Origin of the sequence: Rhodoferax sp. OV413, assembly GCF_900104385.1 — a bacterium.
Classification (GTDB): domain Bacteria; phylum Pseudomonadota; class Gammaproteobacteria; order Burkholderiales; family Burkholderiaceae_C; genus Rhodoferax_B.
In genome coordinates, this window is the sequence record NZ_FNJA01000008.1 from 88,079 (window position 1) to 114,401 (window position 26,323).

24 protein-coding genes are annotated in these 26,323 nt (G+C 62.4%); 12 read left to right on the forward strand and 12 right to left on the reverse strand.

What is annotated here, in order from left to right; all coding sequences use genetic code 11:
- Nucleotides 1-6 precede the first annotated feature (6 nt).
- The 3 genes from BLT66_RS22685 to ompA form a co-directional block, all read right to left on the reverse strand.
- Nucleotides 7-714 (reverse strand): HAD-IA family hydrolase, encoded by a 708-nt coding sequence (locus BLT66_RS22685; RefSeq protein WP_369821628.1) that lies wholly within the window; start codon nt 712-714, stop codon nt 7-9.
- Nucleotides 711-1,418, reverse strand: a complete 708-nt coding sequence (ubiG, locus tag BLT66_RS22690) for a bifunctional 2-polyprenyl-6-hydroxyphenol methylase/3-demethylubiquinol 3-O-methyltransferase UbiG (protein ID WP_092761505.1) — start codon at nt 1,416-1,418, stop codon at nt 711-713. Before ubiG ends, BLT66_RS22685 begins: the two co-directional genes overlap by 4 nt.
- Before the next feature lie 163 nt (nt 1,419-1,581).
- Nucleotides 1,582-2,229 carry an outer membrane protein OmpA gene (ompA, locus tag BLT66_RS27450; protein WP_092761507.1) on the reverse strand — a complete coding sequence of 216 codons (648 nt, stop codon included), beginning with the start codon at nt 2,227-2,229 and terminating at the stop codon, nt 1,582-1,584.
- A gap of 225 nt (nt 2,230-2,454) precedes the next feature.
- Here ompA and gyrA point away from each other — a divergent pair, with 225 nt between their 5' ends.
- From gyrA to BLT66_RS22755, 12 genes are all read left to right on the forward strand, one after another.
- Nucleotides 2,455-5,127, forward strand: a complete 2,673-nt coding sequence (gene gyrA / locus BLT66_RS22700) for a DNA gyrase subunit A (RefSeq protein ID WP_092761509.1) — start codon at nt 2,455-2,457, stop codon at nt 5,125-5,127.
- A 78-nt stretch (nt 5,128-5,205) separates the two neighbouring features.
- Complete coding sequence (gene serC / locus BLT66_RS22705; protein WP_092761511.1) at nt 5,206-6,312, forward strand: 3-phosphoserine/phosphohydroxythreonine transaminase; 1,107 nt, start codon at nt 5,206-5,208, stop codon at nt 6,310-6,312.
- A gap of 3 nt (nt 6,313-6,315) precedes the next feature.
- Nucleotides 6,316-7,422 carry a prephenate dehydratase gene (gene pheA, locus BLT66_RS22710; RefSeq protein ID WP_092761513.1) on the forward strand — a complete coding sequence of 369 codons (1,107 nt, stop codon included), beginning with the start codon at nt 6,316-6,318 and terminating at the stop codon, nt 7,420-7,422.
- Between the two features lie 21 nt (nt 7,423-7,443).
- Nucleotides 7,444-8,322 carry a prephenate dehydrogenase gene (locus tag BLT66_RS22715; RefSeq protein WP_092761515.1) on the forward strand — a complete coding sequence of 293 codons (879 nt, stop codon included), beginning with the start codon at nt 7,444-7,446 and terminating at the stop codon, nt 8,320-8,322.
- On the forward strand, nt 8,322-10,322 hold the full coding sequence (locus BLT66_RS22720) for a bifunctional 3-phosphoshikimate 1-carboxyvinyltransferase/cytidylate kinase (RefSeq protein WP_092761517.1): 2,001 nt from the start codon (nt 8,322-8,324) through the stop codon (nt 10,320-10,322). The genes BLT66_RS22715 and BLT66_RS22720 overlap by 1 nt, the downstream gene beginning before the upstream one ends.
- A 150-nt stretch (nt 10,323-10,472) precedes the next feature.
- Nucleotides 10,473-12,155, forward strand: coding sequence for a 30S ribosomal protein S1 (rpsA, locus tag BLT66_RS22725; protein ID WP_092761519.1), 1,683 nt, complete (start codon nt 10,473-10,475; stop codon nt 12,153-12,155).
- Nucleotides 12,156-12,304: 149 nt separating this feature from the next.
- Nucleotides 12,305-12,628 (forward strand): integration host factor subunit beta, encoded by a 324-nt coding sequence (locus BLT66_RS22730; protein ID WP_092761521.1) that lies wholly within the window; start codon nt 12,305-12,307, stop codon nt 12,626-12,628.
- A 42-nt stretch (nt 12,629-12,670) separates the two neighbouring features.
- Entirely contained in the window at nt 12,671-12,988 is a 318-nt protein-coding gene (locus BLT66_RS22735) for a LapA family protein (protein WP_092761523.1), read from the forward strand.
- A complete protein-coding gene (lapB, locus tag BLT66_RS22740) occupies nt 12,978-14,123 on the forward strand; it encodes a lipopolysaccharide assembly protein LapB (RefSeq protein WP_092761525.1) in 1,146 nt (381 codons plus the stop codon). Before BLT66_RS22735 ends, lapB begins: the two co-directional genes overlap by 11 nt.
- Entirely contained in the window at nt 14,120-15,073 is a 954-nt protein-coding gene (rfaE1, locus tag BLT66_RS22745; RefSeq protein ID WP_092761527.1) for a D-glycero-beta-D-manno-heptose-7-phosphate kinase, read from the forward strand. The genes lapB and rfaE1 overlap by 4 nt, the downstream gene beginning before the upstream one ends.
- The gene (gene rfaD / locus BLT66_RS22750) at nt 15,070-16,062 is read left to right on the forward strand and encodes an ADP-glyceromanno-heptose 6-epimerase (protein WP_092761529.1); all 993 of its coding nucleotides are present in this window, start codon (nt 15,070-15,072) and stop codon (nt 16,060-16,062) included. The genes rfaE1 and rfaD overlap by 4 nt, the downstream gene beginning before the upstream one ends.
- A 4-nt stretch (nt 16,063-16,066) precedes the next feature.
- Nucleotides 16,067-16,555 (forward strand): DUF1993 domain-containing protein, encoded by a 489-nt coding sequence (locus BLT66_RS22755; RefSeq protein ID WP_092761531.1) that lies wholly within the window; start codon nt 16,067-16,069, stop codon nt 16,553-16,555.
- Nucleotides 16,556-16,573: 18 nt separating this feature from the next.
- Here the strand turns inward: BLT66_RS22755 and BLT66_RS22760 are convergent, their stop codons facing one another.
- From BLT66_RS22760 to BLT66_RS22800, 9 genes are all read right to left on the reverse strand, one after another.
- A complete protein-coding gene (locus BLT66_RS22760; RefSeq protein ID WP_092761533.1) occupies nt 16,574-17,359 on the reverse strand; it encodes an SDR family oxidoreductase in 786 nt (261 codons plus the stop codon).
- 9 nt (nt 17,360-17,368) lie between these two features.
- Entirely contained in the window at nt 17,369-18,133 is a 765-nt protein-coding gene (locus tag BLT66_RS22765) for an SDR family oxidoreductase (RefSeq protein ID WP_092761535.1), read from the reverse strand.
- A 42-nt stretch (nt 18,134-18,175) separates the two neighbouring features.
- Nucleotides 18,176-19,156: a sugar-binding transcriptional regulator gene (locus BLT66_RS22770; RefSeq protein WP_092761537.1), complete on the reverse strand. Its 981-nt coding sequence runs from the start codon at nt 19,154-19,156 to the stop codon at nt 18,176-18,178.
- A 23-nt stretch (nt 19,157-19,179) separates the two neighbouring features.
- A complete protein-coding gene (locus tag BLT66_RS22775) occupies nt 19,180-20,706 on the reverse strand; it encodes a sugar ABC transporter ATP-binding protein (protein ID WP_092761539.1) in 1,527 nt (508 codons plus the stop codon).
- Between the two features lie 76 nt (nt 20,707-20,782).
- Complete coding sequence (locus BLT66_RS22780) at nt 20,783-21,712, reverse strand: sugar ABC transporter substrate-binding protein (RefSeq protein ID WP_092761541.1); 930 nt, start codon at nt 21,710-21,712, stop codon at nt 20,783-20,785.
- A 128-nt stretch (nt 21,713-21,840) separates the two neighbouring features.
- Complete coding sequence (locus BLT66_RS22785) at nt 21,841-22,848, reverse strand: ABC transporter permease (RefSeq protein WP_255407048.1); 1,008 nt, start codon at nt 22,846-22,848, stop codon at nt 21,841-21,843.
- Nucleotides 22,849-22,887: 39 nt separating this feature from the next.
- Nucleotides 22,888-24,357, reverse strand: a complete 1,470-nt coding sequence (locus BLT66_RS22790; protein WP_092761544.1) for an FGGY-family carbohydrate kinase — start codon at nt 24,355-24,357, stop codon at nt 22,888-22,890.
- Nucleotides 24,358-24,360: 3 nt separating this feature from the next.
- Nucleotides 24,361-25,323 (reverse strand): transketolase family protein, encoded by a 963-nt coding sequence (locus tag BLT66_RS22795; protein WP_092761546.1) that lies wholly within the window; start codon nt 25,321-25,323, stop codon nt 24,361-24,363.
- Nucleotides 25,320-26,234 (reverse strand): transketolase, encoded by a 915-nt coding sequence (locus BLT66_RS22800; protein WP_092761548.1) that lies wholly within the window; start codon nt 26,232-26,234, stop codon nt 25,320-25,322. The genes BLT66_RS22795 and BLT66_RS22800 overlap by 4 nt, the downstream gene beginning before the upstream one ends.
- Nucleotides 26,235-26,323 lie beyond the last annotated feature (89 nt).

The window sequence follows — 26,323 nt, forward strand, 5'->3', positions numbered from 1 at the left end:
AGCTGTTCATTTTAAGCCATTAAGTGCTTGACCGCTCGGTAGGCAATTTAATAAATCCAGAGGCGAATGGATTGCTGCGTGCGCCCCCCAGCGCTCGACATCCGTGTTGTGCCCCAGGTAACCATACGCGGCAGCAACTGTAGCCATGCCAGCAGCTCGGCCTGCCACAATATCTCGCTCGTCGTCGCCCACATATACGCAGCGCTCTGGAGCCAGCCCCAGCCGCCTAGCAGCCTCCAGCAAGGGCTCAGGGTGGGGCTTGGCATGCGGCGTAGTGTCCCCGCCCACCACCGCACCGGCCGTAGCGAACAGCGGCATAGATTGGGTTAAGGGAATGGCAAAACGCTCAGACTTATTGGTCACCACGCCCCAAGACAACGACCGGGCAACCAGTTGAGCCAGCAGCTCTGAAACCCCTTCAAATGCGTACGTTTCTTGAGTCAGTCGGCGCTCGTAATTGACAAAGAACTCCTCTCGCATCGCCGCAAAGTCGGGGTGATCAGGTTGCATGTCAAACGCAATACCCAGCATGCCACGCGCTCCTGCGCCCACCATCGGACGGTAACGCTCAGGTGCATAGGAAGACAGACCGCGATCGGTCCGCATTTTGTCGACCGCCCCCGCAAGATCGGGCGCACTGTCTACCAAGGTTCCGTCCAAATCGAACAATACCGCTTGTATATTGCGAAAAATGGGAAGCACGTTGGACGTCATAGCTTTTGCGTGGCAATCATGTAGTTCACGCTTGTATCCGCACTTAGCCAATAGCGCTGAGTCAAGGGATTGAATTCCAATCCACGGGTGTGCCGCAACGTAAGCCCCGCACTCCGGCAATGCGCAGCCAGCTCACTAGGGCGAATCATTTTCTCGTATGCATGAGTCCCACGTGGCAGCATGTTGAGAACATATTCCGCCCCCACAACAGCCAGCAAGAAAGCTTTCGCGCTTCTATGGATAGTTGAAAAAAACACCCAGCCTCCCGGCTTTACCAGGGCTGCACATGCACGAACCACAGAAGCGGGATCGGGTACATGCTCCAGCATCTCCATGCAGGTGACAACGTCAAAGCTGCCCGGTTGCTCAATCGCTATTTCCTCTGCACTGATCTCGCGATACTTCAATGTCGGCGTTTGGGCCTCCAAAGCGTGGAGTTGTGCCACTTTCAATGCCTTCGTAGACAGGTCGATCCCCAATACATCCGCACCACAACGGGCCATGGAGTCCGCCAATATGCCTCCGCCACAACCGACATCCAACACACGTTGACCACCGACGGATGCGATGCTGTTAATCCAGCCCAGGCGCAGTGGATTGATTTGATGCAACGGTCGAAACTCGCTATCGGCATCCCACCAACGGTGGGCCAGGTCAGAGAATTTGGCCAGCTCGGCGGGATCGGCATTCAGACTAGGGTTCATAACTCCATTTTCTCAGATTACATAGCGCCACATCACAACGATCCCGCATACAGCGGCACATAAAAAAAGCCCTCGGAACGTAAGTTCAGAGGGCTTCGGTGAACAGGCTCTAGAGCCTGTTCAAGACCATAACACCAAGTAGGCTCGGTGCTAGACCTTTGGATTACTTGTTGCGCGTACCAACAACTTCGATTTCAACGCGGCGGTTTTTAGCGCGGCCTTCGGCAGTCTTGTTGTCAGCAACAGGTTGCTTTTCGCCCTTGCCTTCGGTGTAGACGCGGTTCTTTTCGATGCCGCTGGACACCAAATAAGCCTTGACGGACTCAGAACGGCGAACCGACAACTTCTGGTTGTATGCATCGCTGCCCACGGAGTCGGTGTGACCCACGGCAATGATCACTTCCAGGTTGATGCCCTTAACCTTGCCAACCAGGTCGTCCAGCTTGGCTTTGCCTTCTGGCTTCAGAACCGACTTGTTGAAGTCGAAGAAAGCATCAGCTGCGTAGGTTACCTTTTCTGCGACCATGGCGGGAGCCACAGCAGCAGGAGCAGGAGCAGCAGCGACAGGTGCTGGTGCTGGTGCGGGAGCAGCCACAGGAGCGGGAGCAGCAACAGGAACAATAGCGCCATCACAACCAGGAGCAGCCGTTGCGGGCGTCCAGTACGCATCACGCCAGCACAGTTCGTTGGTACCGTTCTTCCAGACCAGTTCGTTGGTGCCGTTCTTCCAGTTATCAACGGTTTGTGCGCCCGCGGCGGTTACAAGCGCTGCGGAGGCAAACATCATTGCCACTTTGTTCAATTTCTTCATGGTTCTCCTCTTGGGGAAAAAGCCGCAGCAGCGCTGCGAAACGGGACGCTTACAGTGACCATCACTGCAAACGTTCAAACAATTGTGCCACAGGGCTAAGGGGAAACGAGTAGGACGACAGGCATACCTAAATGTATGCACATCCATATAGGGCATGTGTTGCTGTGTAGCGACAGTCACTTGCCTCTAAAATGATGGACCTCCGCTGCACAACGTTTGCCTCTCATGACCCAGTTCGCCAAAGAAACCCTGCCCATCAGTCTTGAAGAGGAAATGCGCCGGAGTTACCTCGACTACGCGATGAGTGTTATTGTGGGCCGCGCCCTGCCCGATGCGCGCGACGGCCTCAAGCCCGTGCACCGGCGCGTGCTGTTTGCCATGCACGAACTCAACAACGACTGGAACCGTGCATATAAGAAGTCGGCCCGTATTGTGGGCGACGTGATTGGTAAGTACCACCCCCACGGCGACAGTGCGGTATATGAAACCATCGTTCGCATGGCGCAAGATTTTTCGCTGCGCCACATGCTGGTGGACGGCCAGGGTAACTTCGGCTCGGTCGACGGCGACAACGCCGCCGCCATGCGCTACACCGAAATCCGCATGTCCAAGATCGCCCACGAGCTGCTGGCCGACCTGGACAAGGAAACCGTCGACTTTGGCCCTAACTACGATGGCAGCGAGCAAGAGCCGCTGGTCATGCCAGCCCGCTTCCCTAACTTATTAGTCAACGGTTCATCCGGCATTGCCGTGGGTATGGCGACCAACATCCCGCCGCACAACCTGAATGAAGTGGTCGACGGCTGCCTGCACCTGCTGCGCAACCCGCAGGCCACGGTGGACGAGCTGATGGAGATCATCCCCGCGCCCGACTTCCCCACGGCCGGCATCATCTACGGCATCAATGGCGTAAAAGACGGCTACCGCACCGGCCGTGGCCGTGTGGTGATGCGCGCCAAGGTGCACTTCGAAGACATCGACAAGGGCCAGCGCCAGGCCATCATCGTGGACGAGCTGCCCTACCAGTGCAACAAGAAGACCCTGCAAGAGCGCATGGCCGAGCTGGTGCACGAAAAGAAGATCGACGGCATCAGCCACATCCAGGACGAGTCCGATAAATCCGGCATGCGTCTGGTGATCGAACTCAAGCGCGGTGAAGTGCCCGAGGTAGTGCTAAACAATCTTTACAAACAGACCCAGCTGCAAGACACCTTCGGCATGAACATGGTGGCGCTGGTCAATGGCCAGCCCAAGCTGTGCAACCTGAAGGACTTGATTGAAGTCTTCTTGGAGCACCGCCGCGAAGTCGTCACCCGCCGCACCATCTTCAACCTGCGCAAAGCCCGCGAACGCGGCCATGTGCTGGAAGGCCTGGCGGTCGCGCTGGCGAATATCGACGATTTCATCGCCATCATCCGCAACGCGCCCACGCCCCCGGTCGCCAAGATCGAACTGATGGCCCGCCCCTGGGACAGCAAGCTGGTGCGCGAGATGCTAACCCGTACCCGTGCCGACGGCGGCATGGTCAATGTGGACGACTACCGCCCCGATGGTCTAGAAAAAGAACTCGGCATGGGCAAGGACGGCCTATACCGCCTGTCCGAAGTGCAAGCGCAAGAAATCCTGCAGATGCGTCTGCAACGCCTGACCGGGCTCGAGCAGGACAAGATCGTTGCCGAATACAAAGAGGTGATGTCCGAGATCGAAGACTTCCTCGACATCCTGGCCAAGCCCGAACGCGTGTCCACCATCATTGGCGAAGAGTTGACCGCCATCAAGCTGGAATTCGGCCAGACCAAGCTGGGCGCCCGCCGCAGCCTGGTGGAGTACAGCTCGTTCGACCTCAGCACCGAAGACCTGATCACCCCAACCGACATGGTGGTGACCTTGTCGCACAGTGGCTATATCAAGAGCCAGCCGCTCTCTGAATACCGGGCGCAGAAGCGTGGCGGCCGCGGCAAGCAGGCCACGGCCACCAAAGAAGACGACTGGGTCGACCAGCTGTTCATCGCCAACACGCACGATTACATCCTGTGCTTCTCAAACCGCGGCCGCTTGTACTGGCTCAAGGTCTGGGAAGTACCGCAGGGTTCGCGCGGCTCGCGTGGCCGCCCGATCGTCAATATGTTCCCGCTGCAAGAAGGCGAAAAGATCAACGTGGTGCTGGCCCTGACCGGTGAGAAGCGCAGCTTCCCGGCCGACCAGTATGTGTTCATGGCCACCAGCATGGGCACGGTCAAGAAGACCCCGCTGACCGACTTCAGCAACCCGCGCAAGGCCGGCATCATCGCCGTGGACCTGGACCCGGGCGACTTCCTGGTCGGAGCCGCCCTGACCGACGGCAAGCACGATGTGATGCTGTTCAGCGACGGCGGCAAGGCTGTGCGTTTTGATGAAAACGATGTGCGCCCCATGGGCCGCAATGCCCGGGGCGTGCGCGGCATGATGCTGGAAGAAGGCCAGGGCGTGATCGCCATGCTGGTTGCCGAAGACGAGCAGCAAAGCGTGCTCACCGCCACTCTGAACGGCTACGGCAAACGTACCAGCATCACCGAATACACCCGCCATGGCCGCGGCACCAAGGGCATGATCGCCATCCAACAAAGCGAGCGCAATGGCCGCGTGGTGGCTGCCACCCTGGTGCATGCCGACGACGAGATCATGCTGATTACCGACAAGGGCGTGCTGGTGCGCACCCGGGTCAGCGAGATCCGCGAACTCGGCCGTGCCACCCAGGGCGTCACCCTGATCGGCCTGGACGAAGGTTCCAAGCTCAGCGGACTGCAGCGCATCGTGGAAAACGACGCCATCGCAGCCGCCGCCGAAGCCAGCGCAGCGGGTGAAGACGACGCAGCCGGTGGCAACGATGACAGCGCAGGCGACACCCCCGAAGCGTAATCCGCCATCACTACATAATTCATAGCACCTTGCGCTTACCAAATAAGCGCCAGCGGCCTATTTAACCTAAGAATTTGCATGACCCGACCGTTCAATTTCTCCGCAGGCCCTGCCGCCATTCCTGAAGAAGTCCTGACCCAGGCAGCCGCTGAAATGCTGGACTGGCATGGCAGCGGCATGGGCGTGATGGAGATGAGCCACCGGGGCAAGGAGTTCTTGTCGATCTACGCCCAAACCAAGGCCGACTTCCGGGCCCTGATGGCGGTGCCGCCTGAATTCAAAATCCTTTTCATGCAAGGCGGTGGCCTGGGCGAAAACGCCATCGTTCCGCTGAACCTGTCGCGCGGCGGCAAGATCGACAGCGTCGTCACCGGAAGCTGGAGCCAGAAGTCGCAAAAAGAGGCACGCAAATATGCCCAGGTGCACATCGCCGCCAGCACCGAAGCCACCGGCTATACGCGCCTGCCGGACCCGGCTAGCTGGGACTTGAGCGCCGACGCCAACTACGTTCACATCTGCAGCAACGAAACCATAGACGGCATCGAATTCCAGACCCTGCCCGACCTGCAGGCACTGGGCTCGAAAGCTCCGCTGGTGGTCGATTTCTCGTCCCACGTCGCCTCGCGTCCGGTCGATTGGTCGAAGATCGGCCTGGCCTTTGGCGGCGCCCAGAAGAACCTCGGCCCCGCCGGTCTGACGGTGGTGGTGGTGCGCGAAGACCTGCTCGGCCACGCGCTGGACATATGCCCCAGCGCCTTCAACTACGAGACCGTGGCCGACAACCAGTCGATGTACAACACCCCGCCCACCTTCGCGATCTACGTCGCCGGGCTGACCTTCCAGTGGCTCAAGCACCAGACCGAGGGTGAGCTGCACGGCATTGCCGCCATGGAGCAGCGCAACATCGCCAAGGCCGAGCTGCTATACCGCGCGATCGACCAGTCGCAGCTGTACTTCAACAAGGTGGACGCCGATTGCCGCTCGCGCATGAACGTGCCTTTCTTCCTGCGCGACGAGAGCCGCAACGACGCCTTCCTGGAAGGTGCCAAGGCACGCGGCTTGCTTCAGCTCAAAGGCCACAAGTCGGTCGGCGGCATGCGCGCCAGCATCTACAACGCCATGCCGCTGGCGGGTGTGCAGGCTCTGGTGGACTACATGCACACATTCGAGAAAAGCCAAGCCTGACCCATGACTGCTGTAACACCGCCCGCCGCCACCCCTGATCTGGCCGATTTGCGCGTCAAGATCGACCAGATCGACCAAGACCTGCTGAGCCTGCTGAACAGCCGCGCCAAAGTGGCCGAACAGGTGGGCGAAATCAAGCGCCGCGAAGGCTCGCCCTTCTTCCGGCCCGACCGCGTGGCGCAGGTGATCGACAAAATCCAGCAGGCCAATACCGGCCCGCTGAAGAATACCCATGTGGCCGCCGTCTGGCGCGAAATCATGTCAGCCTGCTTGGCGCTGGAAGCACCGCAGCGCGTGGCCGTACTCGGCCCGGAAGGCACCTTTACCGAACAGGCCGCCATCGAATTCTTCGGCAGCGCGGCCGAGCTGCTGTACTGCGCCAACTTTGACGAAGTTTTTCACGCCACGGCCGCAGGCACGACCCAATACGGCGTGGTGGCGATTGAAAATTCCACCGAAGGCGTGGTCGCCCGTTCGCTCGATCTGTTCCTGCACTCGCCGGTGCACGTCGTCGGCGAAGTCAGCCTGCTGGTGCGGCACAACCTGCTGCGCCAAACCAATTCACGCGACGACATCGAAGTCGTTATGGCCCATCCCCAGGCGCTGGCCCAGTGCCAGGGCTGGCTGACCCAGCACCTACCGCATGTGGAGCGCCGCGCCGTCTCCAGCAACGCCGAAGGCGCACGCCTGGCCGCCACCCACCCAGCCTGGGCCGCCCTGGCCAGCGAACGCGCAGCCGCCCAGTTCGGCCTGCACGTGGTGGCGCATGCAGTGCAGGACGACGCATACAACCGCACCCGCTTCGCCGTCATCTGCCTGCCACAGACCCTGGCCACGCCGCCGGCTTCGGGCAAGGACTGCACCAGCCTGGTGGTATCAGTACCCAATAAACCCGGCGCCATGCACGATCTACTGGTACCGCTGAAGACCAATGGCGTGTCGATGACGCGTTTCGAGTCGCGCCCGGCCCGTACCGGCCAGTGGGACTACTACTTCTACATCGACCTCGACGGCCACCCCTCGCAGCCGCATGTGGCCAAAGCGCTGCAAGAGCTGCGGGCCTTGTGCGCCTTCTACAAGGTACTGGGTACCTATCCGGTCGGCCCTTGATGTTCTGGAGCAAGACGCAGCATGTTTGAACAATTGGGATTGATCGGTTGCGGCCTGATGGGCGGCTCGTTTGCGCTGGCGCTGAAAAAGGCCGGCCTGGTCAAGCAAGTCGTCGGCTACAGCAAATCCCCCTCCACCACCAGCCGGGCCCGCCAAATGGGCGTGATCGACATCGAAGCCCCGTCGGCCCTATTGGCCGTGTCGGGCGCCGACATCGTACTGCTGGCCGTGCCGGTGGCCGCCACCGAAGCCACTTTCAAATCCATCAAGCACCTGATCAGCCCCACCACCTTGGTAATGGACGTGGGTTCGACCAAGCGCGACGTGGTCGATGCGGCCCGCCGCGCGCTGCGCGAGCAGGTCGGCTCCTTCGTCCCGGCGCACCCGATCACCGGCAAGGAAGTCTCGGGCGTGGAATTTGCCGATGCGCTGCTCTACAGCGGCAAGAACGTCATCCTGACCCCGATTGAGCGCACGCTGACCAAGCAGCTGAGCCAGGCGGTGGACGTGTGGACGGCACTGGGCTGCAATGTGCTGCAGATGTCGCCCGAGTCACACGACGCAACCTTTGCCGCCGTCAGCCACCTGCCACACCTGATCGCTTTCGCCATGATGCACGGCCTGGTTAGCCAGCCACAAGGCCAGGAATACTTGGCGCTCGCCGGCCCCGGCTTCCGTGATTTCACCCGCATCGCCGCGTCTGACCCGCACATGTGGCGCGATATCTTGCTGGCCAACAAGGAAGAGCTGCTGGCCCAGTCGCAGATCTTCCAGCGCACGCTGCAGGCCATGGAAGCCATGATCACCAGCAACAACATAGACGGGCTGACCGGCATGCTGGAGCACGCTAGCGACAGCCGCGCCGACTGGAGCATGGCCTCCTTGAAACCAAAGACCTGATGTACGCCACCCCCTTCCTAGACCTCCCCCCGCTGGAAAGCGCCCACGGCACTGTGGTGCTACCAGGCTCGAAAAGCATCTCCAACCGTGTTTTGCTCCTGGCCGCCCTGAGTGGCGGCACCACCCGGGTCCACGACCTGCTGGATTCCGACGACACCCGGGTCATGCTGGACGCACTGGCCAAGTTAGGTTGCGGCATCCGCCGTGACGGCAAGGTTTTGGAAATCGACGGTCTGGCCGGGCAATTGCGCAACAGCCAGGCCGATCTGTTCATGGGCAATGCCGGCACCGCCATCCGCCCGTTGACCGCGGCACTGGCCGTGCTGGGTGGTGATTTCAGCCTGCACGGAGTGCCGCGCATGCACGAGCGGCCGATTGGCGACCTGGTCGATGCACTGCGCCAGCTCGGCTGCCAGATAGCCTACACCGGGCAAGACGGCTACCCGCCCTTGCACATTGGCCAGCCCCAGCTCAAGTTGGATGCGCCGATCCGCGTGCGTGGCGATGTGTCCAGCCAGTTCCTGACGGCGCTGCTGATGGCGCTGCCGCTGGTCGCCCAACAAGACGTGACGATTGAAGTCGTCGGCGAGCTGATCTCCAAGCCCTATATCGAGATCACGCTGAACCTGCTGGCGCGCTTTGGTATCACGGTGCGGCGCAATGGCTGGGCCAGTTTCACGATTCCGGCCGGCAGCCGCTACCAGTCGCCGGGCGACATCCATGTGGAAGCCGATGCCTCATCCGCTAGCTATTTCATAGCGCTTGGCGCAATTGCTACCAGCACTGGGAGCCAAATTCATATAGAAGGTGTGGGTGCCGCATCGATCCAGGGCGACATCCGCTTTGTCGAAGCCGCCGAGCAAATGGGCGCGCGCATCGTCAGCGGCCCGAACTGGCTGGAAGTCAGCCGGGGCAGCTGGCCGTTGAAAGCCATTGACCTGGACTGCAACCACATTCCCGACGCCGCCATGACCCTGGCGGTGATGGCGCTGTACGCCGACGGCACGACCACGCTGCGCAATATCGCCAGTTGGCGGGTCAAGGAAACCGACCGTATCGCCGCCATGGCGACCGAATTGCGCAAGCTCGGCGCCACCGTGGACGAAGGCGCGGACTACATCCGCGTTACGCCGCCTGCCTCGGTAGCCGACTGGAAAGCCGCGGGCATCCACACCTACGACGACCACCGGGTGGCGATGTGCTTCTCGCTGGCCGCCTTCAACCCGGCACGCTTGCCGGTGCGCATCGAAGACCCGAAATGCGTGGCCAAGACCTTTCCCGACTATTTTGAAGCGCTGCTCGCCCTGGCCAGCACTGCCGACAGCCATATCCCCGTGATCTGCATCGATGGCCCTACCGCCTCGGGCAAGGGCACGGTGGCAGCGGCCCTGGCGGCCAAGCTCGGCTACCACTTCCTGGATTCGGGTGCGATGTACCGCATCACCGCGCTGGCAGCCCTGCGTGCAGGTTTGAACATCACCGCCGCCGACGAAGCGGCGATAGCGACGCTGGCCAAGACCCTGCCAGTGCGCTTCGACGCCGGCAAGGTCTGGCTCGGCGATTCCGATGTATCGGAAGCCATCCGCACCGAAGAAGCCGGCATGAACGCATCCAAGGTCTCCGCCCTGCCCTCGGTAAGACTGGCGTTGGTGGACCTGCAGCACAGCTTCCAGCGCCTGCCGGGCCTGGTGGCGGACGGTCGCGACATGGGTACGGTGATCTTCCCAAGCGCCCCCTTGAAGGTGTATCTGACCGCCACCGCCGCCCGGCGCGCAGAGCGGCGGTATAAGCAATTGATTTCAAAGGGAATTTCGACTACACTAGAAGACCTTCGTGCCGACTTGGAAGCGCGTGATGCCCGGGACTCATCCCGCAGCACCGCACCTCTCAAACCGGCACAAGACGCGCTGCTGCTGGACAACTCGGATATGACGATAGAAACATCGGTCGATCAGGTGTTGGACTGGTGGCAGAGCAAACAGCCTTTTCAGCCTCGCTGAACCGGCTAATAAGGCCCACTCTGCTGCTTCAGCCGAGTGGTTTTTAACCCTGTAACCCCGGTGGTCCACCGACCGCCAAACCGCCACACCAGACCCCAACGCAGGTGCAATTCCGCACCCGCCAACCCTGTGCTGTGGACTAGGAAAACCATGTCAGAATCATTTGCAGACCTCTTTGCCGAATCGCTAACCCGCACGGAAACGCGCATTGGTGAAGTCGTCACCGCCGAAGTCATCCGTATCGAACACAGCTTTGTGGTCGTTAACGCTGGCCTCAAATCCGAAGCCTACGTGCCGCTGGAAGAGTTCAAGACCGACAAGGGCGAAGTTGAAGTCCAAGTTGGCGAATTCATTTCGGTTGCCATCGTTGCGATCGAAAACGGCTACGGCGACACCATCGTCAGCCGTGACACCGCCAAGCGCCTGGCTTCCTGGATGTCCTTGGAGAAATCCCTGGAATCCGGCGAATTCGTTACCGGTACCACCAGCGGCAAGGTCAAGGGCGGCCTGACCGTTCTGGTCAACGGCATCCGCGCATTCCTGCCCGGTTCGCTGATCGACACCCGCCCCATCAAGGACTTGTCTCCCTACGAGAACAAGACCATGGAATTCAAGGTCATCAAGCTGGACCGCAAGCGCAACAACGTCGTGTTGTCGCGCCGCGCTGTGGTCGAAGCGTCGATGGGCGAAGAACGCGCCAAACTGATGGAAACCCTGAAAGAAGGTTCCGTGGTGCATGGCGTGGTCAAGAACATCACCGAATACGGTGCGTTCGTGGACCTGGGCGGCATCGACGGCCTGCTGCACATCACCGACATGGCATGGCGCCGCGTTCGCCACCCATCGGAAGTGGTTACGGCTGGTCAGGAAATCACCGCCAAGATCCTCAAGTTCGACACCGAAAAGAACCGTGTGTCCTTGGGCCTCAAGCAAATGGGCGACGATCCATGGATGGGCGTGAACCGCCGCTACCCACAGTCGACCCGTCTGTTCGGCAAGATCACCAACATCGCCGACTACGGTGCATTCGTGGAACTCGAACCCGGCATCGAAGGCCTGGTGCACGTTTCCGAAATGGACTGGACCAACAAGAACATCGCTCCCGCCAAGCTGGTTTCGCTGGGCGACGAAGTCGAAGTCATGGTTCTGGAAATCGACGAAGACAAGCGCCGCATCAGCCTGGGCATGAAGCAATGCAAGGCCAACCCATGGCAAGAATTCGCGCAAGACACCAAGCGTGGCGACCGCGTCAAGGGCCCGATCAAGTCGATCACCGACTTTGGCGTGTTCGTGGGCCTGGCTGCCGGTATCGACGGCCTGGTGCATTTGTCTGACCTCTCGTGGAACGAAACCGGCGAAGCCGCCGTGCGTAACTACAAGAAGGGCCAAGAAGTCGAAGCCATCGTGTTGGCCGTGGACGTGGACCGCGAACGTATCTCCCTGGGCATCAAACAGCTCGACAGCGATCCGTTCACCACCTTCACCACCATCAACGACAAGGGCCAGATCGTGACCGGCAAGGTCAAGACCGTGGACGCCCGTGGCGCTGAAATCGACCTGGGTGAAGACATCATCGGTTACCTGCGCGCTTCCGAAATCAGCCGTGACCGCGTTGAAGACGCACGCAACGTGCTGAAAGAAGGCGACGAAGTTACCGCTGTGGTGGTCAATGTGGATCGCAAGACCCGCAACATCCAGCTGTCGATCAAGGCCAAGGACGCTGCCGACCAAGGCGAAGCCATGGCCGCTCTGAGCCAAGCTTCGGCCCGTGAAAACGCTGGCACTACCAGCCTGGGCGCATTGCTGCGCGCCAAGCTGGACAACAATAATTAATTGTTGAAAGCCTAGTGCCAAGCCGATCCGACTCGCAGGGGCGAGCGGGTCGGCTTGTTTCACTCCTGAGCAGGACTTATGCAATGCCTTCCATGCGCCAAGGGAGCGGCACCGAGAGCATTGCATAACTCCGACTGAAGTCTTTTTCCATGACCCGATCCGACCTTGTTGAAGAACTGGCCGCCCGATTCAGCCAGCTGACCCACCGCGATGCCGAGCATGCCGTGAAGACCATCCTGGATGCCGTCGGCGATGCGCTGGTGCGCGGCCACCGCGTCGAGATCCGCGGCTTTGGCAGCTTCTCCATCAACCGGCGTCCACCGCGCATGGGCCGCAATCCACGCAGCGGCGAGAGCGTGGCGATCCCGGAAAAGCGCGTGCCCCACTTCAAACCCGGCAAGGCCCTGCGCGAAGCCGTCGACCAGCGCACCGCCGAGATCGAAGCCCGCGAGCTGCGCGAATCGCGCGAATGAGGCTGGGCCCTCGCTAGAATGTTCTGCTGATCGAGGACACCTATGAAAAATCTGGTCCGGCTGCTTAAGTGGTTACTTAAAGCAGCCATTTTTTTTACCCTGTTCGCATTTGCGCTGAATAACCAGCAGGACGCGGTGGTGCACTTCTTCTTTGGCACGCAGTGGCGTGCGCCCATGGTCTTGCTGGTGCTGAGCGCATTTGCCGCCGGCCTAGCGCTGGGCATACTGGGTATGGTGCCGCGCTGGTGGAAACACCGTGTCGTGGCCAAGAAGGCCCAGAAGCCCGTCGTTCCCGCTCCCGCAGCCCCGGCTGCCGACACCTCCCGCACGGAACCCCTGACCCCACCCCATGGACTTTGACCTCAGTTGGATTTTGCTGGGCCTGCCGATCGCCTTTGTACTGGGCTGGCTGGCCTCAAGGCTGGACTTTCGGCAACTGCGCCTGGACAACCGCCTGGCCCCCAAAGCCTACTTCAAAGGCCTGAACTACCTGCTCAACGAGCAGCAGGACAAGGCCATCGACGCCTTCATCGAAGCGGTGCAAAAAGACCCCGACACCTCGGAGCTGCATTTCGCCCTGGGCAACCTGTTTCGTCGCCGCGGCGAGACCGAACGCGCGGTGCGCGTACACGAGCACCTGCTGTCGCGCGGTGACCTTAGCGCGGCCGACCGCGACCGCTCGCAGCACGCCCTGGCCATGGACTTCCTCAAGGCCGGCCTGCTGGACCGGGCCGAAGACGCACTACGCAAGCTTGAAGGCACGGCCTACGAGGCGCGCAGCCGCCTGGCCCTGCTGTCAATCTACGAGCGCTCGCGCGACTGGGCCGATGCGTCCGAGATCGCCCACAAGCTGGAAACGTCGGACCAGGGCAGCTTCAGTGGCCGCCAGTCGCACTATCTGTGCGAGCAAGCTGCCGCCCAGCCACCCGAATCAGCCCGGGCCTTGCTCGAAAAAGCCATTGCCATCGCCCCCCAGGCTGCCCGGCCGCGCATCGACCTGGCCATATTGCAGCAGCAGGCAGGCGCCAACGATGAGGCATTCAAAACCCTGCTGGCGCTTTCTGAATCTGCACCAGCCGCTATACCTTTGGTAGCAGAACGGATCGCCACCGTGGCCACCGCCGCCGGTCTCACCGACAGCGCCCTGGAACTGCTGGAGGCCAGCTACGCCCACACCGCCTCACTCGACGTGCTGGAAGCCATCCTGGGCTTGCAAATCCGCTCGGGTACGCCTATCACCGATGTACGCATGCGCTACATCCAGCACCTGGAACGAGAACAATCCCTGGTCGCCGCCGCACGCTGGATCGCCGGCGAAAAGCTGGAGCACGAAGAATTCCACCCCCAGATCCAGCGCGCGCTGGACCATGCCGCAAATCCCTTGAAGCGCTACCGCTGCGCCGCCTGCGGATTTGAAGCCAAGCAGCATTTCTGGCAATGCCCGGGCTGCCAGGCCTGGGACAGCTATCCCGCCCGCCGGGTAGAAGAACTATGACCAAACTCTCTACGTTATCCCGTGAACAAATGGCCCAGGCCCAGGTGCTGGTGGTCGGCGACGCCATGCTGGACCGTTACTGGTACGGCGCGGTAGACCGCATCAGCCCCGAAGCTCCGGTGCCGGTGGTGCGCGTCACGCGCGAAGAAGAACGCATGGGCGCGTCGGCCAATGTGGCCTACAACATCGTGTCGCTGGGCGCGCAAGCCTCGCTGCTGACGGTGGTGGGTGACGACGACGCCAGCCACAAGCTGGAAAAACTGGTCGCCCAGACCGGCATACGCCCGTACTTCGGCCGCGATGCCGAGCTGCAAACCACGGTCAAGCTGCGCGTGATCGGCCGCCAGCAGCAGCTGCTGCGCATGGACTTCGAGAACACCCCGAAGAGTGAAATCCTGGCATCCCAATCCGCCACCTTCGCCACCCTGCTGCCCACGCACCAGGCCGTGCTGTTTTCCGACTACGGCAAGGGCGGCCTGGCCCACGTGGGCGACATGATTGCGCTGGCCCTAGCCGGTGGCAAGAAGATCCTGATCGACCCCAAGGGCAGCGACTATTCACGCTACAGCCAGGCCAGCGTGATCACGCCAAACCGCGCCGAGCTGCAGCAAGTAGTCGGCAGCTGGAACAGCGAAGAACAGCTGCGCACCAAAGCGCAGAATCTGCGCAAGGAACTCCAGCTGGAAGCCCTGCTGGTCACCCGCAGCGAAGAAGGCATGACCTTGTACGACGACGCTGGTGAAGTCCACGCCAGCGCCCAGGCGCGCGAGGTGTTTGATGTGACCGGAGCCGGCGATACCGTGATCGCCACCATGGCCGCACTAGTGGCCGCCGGCCTGAGCCTGCGCGACGCCATGCCCTTGGCCAACCGCGCCGGCAGCGTGGTGGTCGGCAAGTTCGGCACTGCCACCGTGAGCTACGAAGAACTGTTTGCGAAGGATTTGCTATGACCCGCATCGTCGTTACCGGAGCCGCTGGCTTCATTGGCAGCAACATCGTCAAAGGCCTGAACGCGCGCGGCATCACCGACATCATTGCTGTCGACGACCTCACGCAAGGCGACAAATACCGCAACCTGGCGGATCTGCAGATTGCCGACTACGTGGATGCCGACAGCTTCTACGACCGCTTTGCCATAGGAGGCTACGGCAAGGTCGAGGCCGTGTTCCATGAGGGCGCGTGCAGCGACACCATGGAAATGAACGGCAAGTACATGATGGACAACAACTACACGCTGTCCTGCAAGCTGTTCGATGCCTGCCACGCCCAGGGCACGCGCCTGCTGTACGCCTCGTCCGCCGCCACTTACGGCGGCTCTGCATCGTTCGTCGAAACACCCGAATTCGAGCGCCCGCTCAACGTCTACGGCTACTCCAAGCTGCTGTTCGACCAGCGCATGCGCCTGCTGTGCGGCAGCGGCTTCGACCGCAACCCCCACCAGGTGGTGGGTTTCCGCTATTTCAACGTCTACGGCCCGCGCGAACAACACAAGGGCCGCATGGCCAGCGTTGCCTTCCACCAATACCACCAGTTCAAGGCCGACGGCAAGGTCAAGCTGTTTGGCGAATACGGCGGCTATGCAGAGGGTGGGCAGATGCGCGACTTTGTCTTCATCGACGACGTGGTCGCGGTGAACCTGTGGTTCTTCGACCACCCGGAAAAGTCCGGCATCTTCAACCTGGGCACTGGTAGGGCCCAGCCCTTCAACGACATCGCCCACGCGGTAGTCAATGTCCTGCACACCGCGCCTATCCGACTGCATGACGCGGTAGCCAGCGGCCTGATCGACTACGTGCCCTTCCCCGACGCGCTGCGCGGCAAATACCAGTGCCACACCCAGGCCGACTTGACCGCCCTGCGGGCCACCGGCTGCGACCACGTGTTTGCCGACGTGCACACCGGCGTCACACGCTACATACACCAGCTGATGCAAGGCTGAGCCGGTGTACGCCAGCTCGGTACCAGTGTTTCAGCGCTATCTGCGCCAGCTGGCGCAGATGCTGGAGCGCGCCGAAGCCTCGGGGCTGGACCCGCAGCGCTTGCTGCAGGCCAGGCTGGCGCCCGACATGCTGCCCCTGTCGCTGCAGGTTGAAATAGCCACCAACTTCGCCGTGCGCGCCTGTGCCCCGCTGGCCGGGCTGGAAGTGCCACCGTTCGGCGAACCAGGCCACTCGTTTGCCGCGCTGCACGCGCGGATTGACCGGGCCCAGCAGTTTCTGGCGGCGCTGAGCCCAAAGCAAATGGCCGACGCTGCCCAGCGCATCTGCACCGACCAGGCCGGCCAGGCCACGCTGGCGCTGCCGGGCGAGGTTTTTCTATCGCAGTACGCGCTGCCCAATTTCTTCTTCCACCTGAGCAGCGCCTACGCCATCCTGCGCCAGCAAGGCGTGCCGCTGGGCAAGGCAGACTTTGACGACTGGCACGTGTACTGAAGCGCGCCAGCACGCAGATCAGGACATGAACATCCCGCCGTCCACATTGACGGTCTGGCCCGTGATGTAAGCCGCGTCGTCCGAGGCAAAGAAGCTCACCAAGCCGGCCACATCCTCCCCCGTACCCGCGCGGCCCATGGGGATGGCCGCCACCCACTCTGCCATCAGCTCACCGGGCTGGTAGTCGCCCATTAGCTTGCCCCAGGCCGCGTCGTTGTAGGCCCACATATCGGTGGTGATGATGCCCGGGCAAAAAGCGTTGACGGTGATGCCGGTCTTGGCCAGCTCCTTGGCCAGGCTCTGGGTGATACCCACCACGCCAAACTTGCTGGCAGCGTAGTGCGGCGTAAAGATGAAGCCTTGGCGCGCTTGGCCCGAGGCGGTGTTAATCAGCCGCCCTTTCTTACCGGCAGCGCGCATGCGCACCGCAGCTTCCTGGCAGCACAGGAATACACCCTTGGTGTTCACGGCCATGACCTTGTCCCACTCGTCTTCCGTCAGGTCTTCCAGACGGGCGACGGTGATGACACCGGCGTTCTGTATTGAAACATCCACCTCACCCAACTCGCGCGCAACCTGCTCGTACATAGCCTTGACCTGCACTTTGTCCGTGACATCCAGCACCACGGAAATGGCTTGGGCACCGGTATCCCGCAAGGCCTGGGCGGTCTCGTGGACGAGGGGCTCATTGGCTGCGACGCAGATGCGCGCACCTTCACGGGCGAATCGCTCGGCAATGCTCTTGCCAATACCCCGGCTGCCGCCGGTCACCACCACCACTTTGTCTTGGAATCGGAGGGACATATTCAGCCCCTACCAGCAGACGAAGCCGCCGTCCACGATCAGGTCCACGCCGGTACAGAACGAGGCCGCCTTGCTGGCCAGGAACACGGCAGGGCCGACCATTTCGTCCACCGTCGCCATGCGGCCCAGGGGCGTGTCGCGCTCAAAAATCTTGCACTGCTCGGCCACTTCGGGGCGGGCATTCATGGGTGTCATGGTGTAGCCGGGGCTGATGCTGTTGACGCGCAAGCCACGGTCGCTCCACTCCATCGCCAGGCTCTTGCTCAAATGGATAACGGCCGCCTTCGAGCTGTTGTAGTGCGCCTGCAGCAGCCCCCGATTCACGATACTGCCCGACATGGAAGCGATATTGACGATGCTGCCGCGGCGGCGCGGCAGCATTACGCGGGCCTGGGCCTGGCAGGACAGAAACACGCCCTCCACGTTGATCTGCATCATGCGCTGCCACTGCTCTATCGGCATATCCTCGGCCGCTGTAGCGTTGGCAATACCGGCACAGTTGACCGCCACCGTCAGCGCGCCCAGATCCTTCTCGGTAGCGGCGACGGCTGCCTGCACATCTTCGACCCGCGTGACATTGCCTTCCAGCGCTAGCGCACGCCGACCCAAAGCTTGGATGCGCGCCACGGTCGCGGACAGGCCAGCGCTGCCCGCCAAATCCAGGCAGGCCACATCCGCCCCCGCCTCGGCCAGACCCACCGCGATACGCTGGCCAATGCCGCTCCCCGCTCCCGTAACAAAAGCCACGTCGCCGCGCAATTCAAACAAGTCCATAAATGCTCCTGTGCAATGCTGCCGGCCCCGTGGTCGGCAGGGTTAAGGTCGATCCAGCAGTTGCTGGGCCGTGTGTAAATCTGTAATCAAAGTGGTCAGCCAGCCGCCGCGCAGGGCTGCCCGGATGGCCTCGAATTTGCGCGCGCCACCGGCCACACCGATGCGGCGTCGCGTTCGGCGGATCTGCTCTATGCCAATGCCCAGTACGCGCTCGCCAAACGGCGTGGTCACGTGCTTGCCATCGGCATCAAAAAACTGCATGCAGACATCGCCCACGGCGCCAGCATCGCGCAGATCGGCCAAGTCTTGCTCGGTAAATACATTGCCGCTCTCACGCAACATGCGCGACGGCGGAATCGCGCCTATGCCCAGCAACAGGGCCGACAAATCGTCGAAGCGCTCCAGGGCCTGGCGGCAGGTCGGGTCGGTCAACATGGCGTTTTTGGCTTCCACGGTGCTGACGACGCCGGGCGCATTCATGAAGATGGCTTCGGCCTTGGACAACTGTGCCAGCCGCTCGGTCAATCGGGTGGCAAACACCTGCGCCCCGGCAAAACCCACACCGCCCAGCACCTGCACGATGCTGCGCGTATGGCCAGGACTCGCGGGCCGCATCACGTTGACGGCCGCCAGAAGACTGGAACTCCAGGACGACACGCCGATGGCACCAAAGGTTGGCACCATCAGCTCCAGATAACGGGCCGTAGGGCCGGCCAGCGCCAGGTTGGTCCGCTCGTCATCCAGCACATCGGCCTCCTCGGCCTCGACCACGATGACTTCGTCCAGCCCGTAGTGCGTTTCCAGCCGCTCTTCCAGATCGGCATGCACGCCCTCGGGCACATGAACCGTGATGCGCACAATGCCTAGCTCCTCGGCCTGCTTGAGCAGACGCGACACCCGTGTCTGCGACAGGCCAAGCTGCTCTGCGATGCGCGGCTGCCCGATGCCGCGTTGGTAGTACATGCTAGCGATCCGGGTGATGAGACGCTGCAGGTCGTGGGAGCCATATTGATGTTTTGCCATGGCGCGGATTATCACTATGCCCCTCAGGACACTGCCAGCTCCATTACCCGTGACGGCGTTGCCTCGGCACGGCTCAGCACCCCTTGGTTCTCGCCGCGCGCCAGCACCACCACACGGTGCGCCAACCCCAGCACCTCGTCCAAGTCGGAACTCACCACCACCACAGCCATGCCGGCCCGTGCCAGCTCGGCAATCACCTCGTAGATGGCAGCACGCGCGCCTACATCGATACCGCGCGTGGGCTCGTCCAGGATGATGATCTTGGGGTCGTGTGCCACCCACTTGGCGATTACCACCTTTTGCTGGTTGCCGCCCGACATGCTGCTGGCCGGCAACTGCGGCTGGCCCTTCACGCCCAGGCGCTGGATCAGCTTGCGCGCGAACTCTGCGGTGCGTGCGGGTTGCAACCAACCGCTTGGCGCCACCCGGTCCAGGTTGTTGTACAGCAGGTTGTCCTCTATGCTGTGGGGCAGCACCAGGCCTAGCGCCTTGCGGTCATCGGGCACCAACACCAGGTGGGCACGGATGGCGTCCATGGGGCTGCGCATCACGATGGGCTTGCCGTCTATCTCAATGCTGCCCTGGGCGATGGGGTCTATACCCACCACGGCCCGCATCAGCTCGGTGCGGCCCGCACCCACGATGCCGGCAAAACCCAGCACCTCACCGGCACGCACTTCAAACGATATGTTCTTGAACCGGCCATTCGGCGCGTGCAGATTGCGCACCGCCAAGGCCACCGGCGCATCCGGGCCTGGTGCCGGGATGGAAGGAAACAGGCGGTCCACACTGCGCCCCACCATATCGCGAACCAGCTGCGCCGTGGGTACCTGGGCCGTGGCATGGGTGGCGACCTGGGCGCCATCGCGCAACACCAGAATGCGGTCTGCAATGCGCGCAATCTCGGCCAGGCGGTGGCTGACATAAATGAAGGACACGCCCTCCGCCTTCAGCCGGTGGATCTGCTCGAACAGGCGGTCGGTTTCCTTGTCGCCCAGCGCGGCAGTGGGCTCGTCCAGTATCAGCAACCTGGCGTTTAGGGTCAGCGCCTTGGCAATCTCTACTTGCTGCTGCGCGGCCACGCTCAGCGTGCCGACTTTCTGGGTGGCGGGCACGTCCAGCCCCAGGCGCTGCAACTGGACCTGGGCGCGCTGGACCATGCCCTCACGGTCGATGCGCCCGCCCTTCATGGGCAGGCGGCCAACAAAAATATTCTCTGCAATCGTCAGCTCGGGCAGCAGGCGCATTTCCTGGTGGATCAGGCCGATGCCCACATGCAACGCATCCACCGGCGCCTGCGGCGCATAGACCTGGCCTTGCCAAAACATGCTGCCGCCCGCATCCGGCTGCACCACCCCGGCAATCACCGAAGACAGCGTGGACTTGCCCGCGCCGTTCTCACCCAACAAGGCCAGCAACTCGCCGGGCCGCACCTGCAGATTCACCCCGCGCAGCACGGTGGTCGGGCCATAGGTTTTGCCGATGTTGCGCAGGACCAGGCCGGTAGAGGTATCGACAGAGGTGTCTGCTGAAGAAGCAAGGGGGCTCATGAATGTGCCAGGGGAAATAAATACACAGTGGGCACCAGGCCCCGCCCAAGGGCGAGGACCTGGCGCGCCCGCCAAATTAAGGATGGGCCTTCAGGAACTCTTCCACATTGGCTTGGGTGGTGACCTTGGCGTCCGTAGGTTGGTCCTTAGGCACGGCCTTGCCTGCGATCAGGCTGGTGGCAGCATCCACCGCCATGCGGCCCATATTGAAGGTCTGCTGCGTGGCCGTGGCATCCAGCGAGCCGCTTTGCACGGCCTTCAGGCCACCCACGTCGCCGTCAAAGCCCACGACCCAGATCTTCTGTGGCAGCTTGGCCAGCTTGACCGCCTGCGATGCGCCCAAAGCAATGCCGTCGGCCTGGCCCAGGATGACGTTGATGGATGGGTCGCGCTGCAGCATGTCCTGGGCGATCTTGGCGCCTTCATCGGCCGACCAGCGCTCGGTCCATTGCTCTTGCTTGACCTTCAGGCCGCATTTGTCCAGGCCCAGCTTGAAACCCTTGGTGCGGTCCACCTCGGGCGTGGTGCCGCGCTGGCCGTGGATCATCACCACGGTACCCTTGCCACCGGTCTTGTCGCACACCAACTCGCCCAAGGCCTTGGTGGCAGCGACCGATTGGCCATAGATAAAGGTATCGCCGGGCGCACCTTCGGCATTGCGGTCGACGTTGATGACGGGGATGCCGGCAGCGCGCGCGGCCTTCACCGGCACGGTGGCAGCGGTGGCACCGGCGGGGATATAGATCAGTGCGTCGATCTTTTGCGTGATCAAATCCTGGATCTGGTTCACCTGGGTCGTGGCGTCGCCCTTGGCATCCACGGTGATGACCTTGTAACCCTTTTCCTTGCCGTAGGTTTCTACAGACTGCTTGATCATGTTGAAGAACTCGGCCTGCAGGTTGGCCACGGCCAAGCCGATCTTCTTTTCTTGCGCGAAAGCGGCGTTCGATGCGACGAGAGATGCGGCCACACCGGCGGCGATGGCGATTTGCTTGAACTTAAACATGTTTGCTCCTAAATGATGTATTTGTAGTTACGGTCGGTTCCATCACGGCGCCACCGGACCAGAGGGCGTCGGCTCAAGGGTTGAAAGGTGGTTGAATGGCGTGGGCGGTGGTCCTCCTCTGTGCGGCTCTAGCCAATGCGGCGTTTGTTGGAATCCACCGCCACCGCCAGGACAATCACCCCGCCGATGACCACTTGCTGCACGAAGGGCGATACGCCCAGCAGGTTCAGACCGTTGCGCAGCACACCGATGGTCAGCACGCCCATCAGCGTGCCCCAGATGGTGCCCACGCCGCCGGACAAACTGGCGCCGCCAATCACCACGGCCGCAATCGTGTCCAGCTCATAACCCAGGCCGCCGCTGGGCTGCGACGAATCCAGCCGCGTAGACATCACCGCGCCGGCCAAGCCGGCCAGCAGGCCGCACACGGTGTAGACCGCCAGCGTTACCTTGCGCACCGGAATGCCGGCCAGCCGCGCCACCTCGGCACTGCCGCCAATCGCATACAAAGAGCGCCCGGCGGCGCGGTACTTCATGAAGACAGCAGCAGCAATCGTCAGCACGATGAAGAGCGCCACCGTGATCGACAAAAAGCCGAAGTAGCGGTTGATCGACATAGCCGAGAACCAATCCGGGTAGCCCACGATCTGCGAGCCGTCGGTCACCATATTTGCTAAGCCACGGCAGATCGACATGGTGGCCAGCGTGGCGATGAAGGCCGGCAGGCGCGCATGCGTGATCAGCAGGCCCGAACCAAGTCCACAAATCGCGCCCATGCCCAGCGCCGCCAGGATGGCCAGCGGCATGGGTATGCCCACCACGTTCGACAGCCAGCCCATCACCATCATCGACAAGGCCAGCACCGAGCCCACCGACAGATCGATGCCGCCGATCACGATCACCGCCGTCATGCCCAGCGCCATGATGCCCAGCACCGTCAGCTGGTCCAGCACATTCAGCAAGTTGCGGAATGAAAAGAAGGTGTCCGTCGCCAGCGACAGCGCCACACACAGCACCAGCAGGCTCAGCTCGGGGCCGTGGTCCACCAGCGTGCGCGCCCAATGGGTGCGGTGCTGGTGTACAGCGGTCGGGCGGGCCTTGTCAGGGTGGGCCGGGTTAGAAAGATCAATAGCCAAGATGCCTCCGGAAAATGCGTGAAATAGAGAAACCTGGGCTCAGCCGCGCAGCCGCGCACGTGCCACAGCATGCGACCAGTTGTGCCGGCTGGCCACCACCTCGGCCGGGGCCAGGGTGGACTGCACATCGTTTTGCGCGCGGGCCAGGGCCTTCAAGCCCGCCCAGTCCCACATACCCGCCTGCAGCCCGGCAAGATGCGCCACGCCCAGGGCCGACAGTTCGGGGTCGGCGCACTGCACCACCGGGCGGGCGATATAGCCGGCCAGCATGTCCAGCAGACGCGGATTACGCGAGGGGCCACCGTCCAGATACAGCTTGCGCATGCCGGGCACGCTCTGGTCCATGGCGTCGATCACATCGGCCACCTGGTGCGCGATCGATTCCAACCCGGCTGCCAGCAGCGCGGACTTGCCCGCGCTCAGCGTCAGCCCACTGACCAAACCCACGGCCTGCGTATCCCACCAGGGCGCTCCCAGGCCGTTGAAGCCGGGCACCAGACAGACACCATTGCTGTCGCTGCGGCTGGCCAGCTCGACTGCGTCGTCCAGTGGCATTTCGAACAGATCGGCCAGCCAGCGCAAGGTGGCACCGGCTGCACGGATATTGCCCTCCAGCGCCTGCACCGGGCCCTGGCCTGCGTCCCAGGCAATCGTCAGGCACATGCCCGGGTGGTGTGCAGCGCCGCTGGGCGCCAGCGCCATCACGGACGAGCCGGTGCCCAGCGTGGCCTTGACCTGGCCTGGCTCGAAGCCGCCATGGGCGAACAGCGCCGAGTGCGAGTCGGCCATGACCGACAACACCGGCACGCCTTCGAGCGCAGGATGCAGTTTGTCCGCGGTGGCGAACGCGCCGCGAGACGCATGGACCCGCGGCAACAGCTGGCGCGGAATGCCGAACAACGCCAGTAAATCCGCATCCCAGTCGCCGGTATGCACGTTCAACAGCTGGGTGCGCGAGGCATTGCCTACCTCGGTCACAAAGTCTGCGCCCAAGCGGCCCAGCAGATACGCGTCCACCGTGCCAGCGCACCAATTGCCCGAGCGGGCCTGCTCACGCTGCGGATCAAACTCGTCCAGCAACCAGGCCAGCTTGAGTGCGGAAAACATCGGGTCTAGCGGCAGGCCGGAGCGTTCGCGCACCATTTTTTCGACAACATCTGTGTTCAAACGGTCGCGCAGTGACACCGTGCGTTGGTCCTGCCAGCTGAGCAATGGTGTCACGGCCCGGCCATCGCTGCGCTGCCACACCAGGGCCGACTCGCGCTGCGTGCTGATGCCCACGCCGGCCACCTGCACGCCGGGAACGCCGGAAACTTGGGCCATGCAGGCCTGCACCGCTTGCAGCACGCTCTGCCAGATTTCCTCGGCGTCCTGCTCCACCCAGCCGGGCAGAGGCAGGTATTCCGACAAGGGCGCGGTCGCCTTCGCCACCATGCGGCCGGCGGCATCCACCAAGATGCATTTGGTGGCGCTGGTGCCCTGGTCGATCGCCAAAATATGCGCAGCCATGGGTCAGCCTTTGCGTGCAGCCAGCAAAGCCCGGGCTTGCGTGGCAATGCCCTCGGCGGTCAAACCAAAATGCTCCAGCAAGAAGCTGGCGCTGCCTGTAGGCGCAAAGCCCGGCACACCCATGATGCGCACCGGCACCGGGTGGTTCTGCACCACCAGCTCGGCCACAGCGCCACCCAGGCCGCCATGCACAATGCCCTCTTCCACCGTGACGATGGCGCCGGTTTCGCGGGCCGCGCGCAGCACGGCATCGTGGTCCAGCGGCTTGACCGACGACGCGTTGATCACCCGCGCAGCAATGCCTTCGCGGCCCAGCTGCTGCGCGGCTTCCAGTGCGCGGGACACCATGGTGCCGATGGCGATCAGAGTCACGTCCTTGCCTTCATGCAAGGTGGCAGACTTGCCCAGGACAAAGTCCTGCCCGTCCGGCATCACCGCCGGCACCTTGTAGCGGCCGATGCGGAAGAAGGCCGGGCGGGGCGAAGCCACAAACCAGCGCAGAGCCGCACGGGTTTCCGCCGGGTCGGCCGGCACGATCACAGGAAGGTCACCGATGGCACGTATCCAGGCCAGATCTTCGATGGAGTGATGGGTAGGACCCAACTCTCCATAGGCCATGCCCGGGCTCATGCCGCACAAGGCCACCGGGAAGTTGCTGTACGCCACGTCGGCCTTGATCTGCTCCAGCGCGCGGCCGGTCAGAAAGGGAGAGGCCGCGCACACAAAGGGCAGAAAGCCGCCATTCGCCAGACCTGCGGCCACACCCACCATGTTTTGCTCGGCAATGCCGACGTTGACCAGGCGGTCCGGAAACTCCTTCTTGAAAGCCCCCAGGTTGCTGGAGCCCACCGAGTCGTTGCACACGGCAACGATGCGCTTGTCCACCCGCGCCATGGCCGTCAGTTCGTCGGCGAAAGCCACGCGGCAATCGAATGTGCCGGCGACGCTGTTGTCTTCTTTACTCATTGATCCAACTCCTGCAAGGCTGCTTCATATTGCGCTGCGCTGGGCACTTTATGGTGCCATTCCACGCCGTTCTCCATGAAGGAGACACCCTTGCCCTTGATGGTGTTGGCGATGACGAAACGCGGTTGTCCGGGGTGCGGCGCGGTCAGGGCGGCCAGCAGCTCGGCATGGTTATGGCCGTCTACCGTCACCACGTCCCAGCCAAAGGCGCGCCATTTGTCGGCCAGCGGCTCCAGCTCGTTGGTGTCGGCCGTGGTCGCGCCCTGCTGCAGGCGGTTGCGGTCCACCACGGCGGTGAGCGACCCCAGGCGGCGGTGGGCGGCGCACATGGCGGCTTCCCAGTTGCTGCCCTCTTGCAGCTCGCCGTCGCCCAATATGACGTAGGTGCGCCAGTCCTGCTTGGCGATTTGCGCGGCCGAGGCGCAGCCCACCGCCACCGGCAGACCGTGGCCCAGCGGACCGGTATTGGTTTCGACACCAGGTATTTTTTGCCGGTTCGGGTGGCCGTTCAGCGGCGACAGATTGGCCATGAAATGCTGCAAGCGGTCGGACGAGAAGAAGCCGCAGGCCGCCAGCGTGGAATACAAGGCCGCCGCGCAGTGGCCCTTGCTCAGGATGAAACGGTCGCGCTCGGCCCACTGGGGCTGGGTCGGGTTGATGCGCAGCACAGCCTCGAACAGGGTGGTCAGCACATCGGTCACCGAGAAGTCACCACCGATATGGCCCAGGCCGGCGCGATGGATCATGTGCAGTATCTGGCGGCGCGTGGCCCGGCTGGCCTCGGCCAGCAAAAGTGCCTGCTGCGCAGGGGCGGCTGCCGCAAAGCGCGCACGCCGAGTCTGCCAAGCCTCAAGAGAAGAATGGTCTACGACAAGCGCTTGCGCCGGACCTTGGTTTGACTGTTCTTGCATATTTATTCATGTGTGAATTTATAGTTTTAATTGTAGAAAGGATTTGAAACCCAGGTATCAGGGTTTTCACCGGGATGCCGCCAGATCGC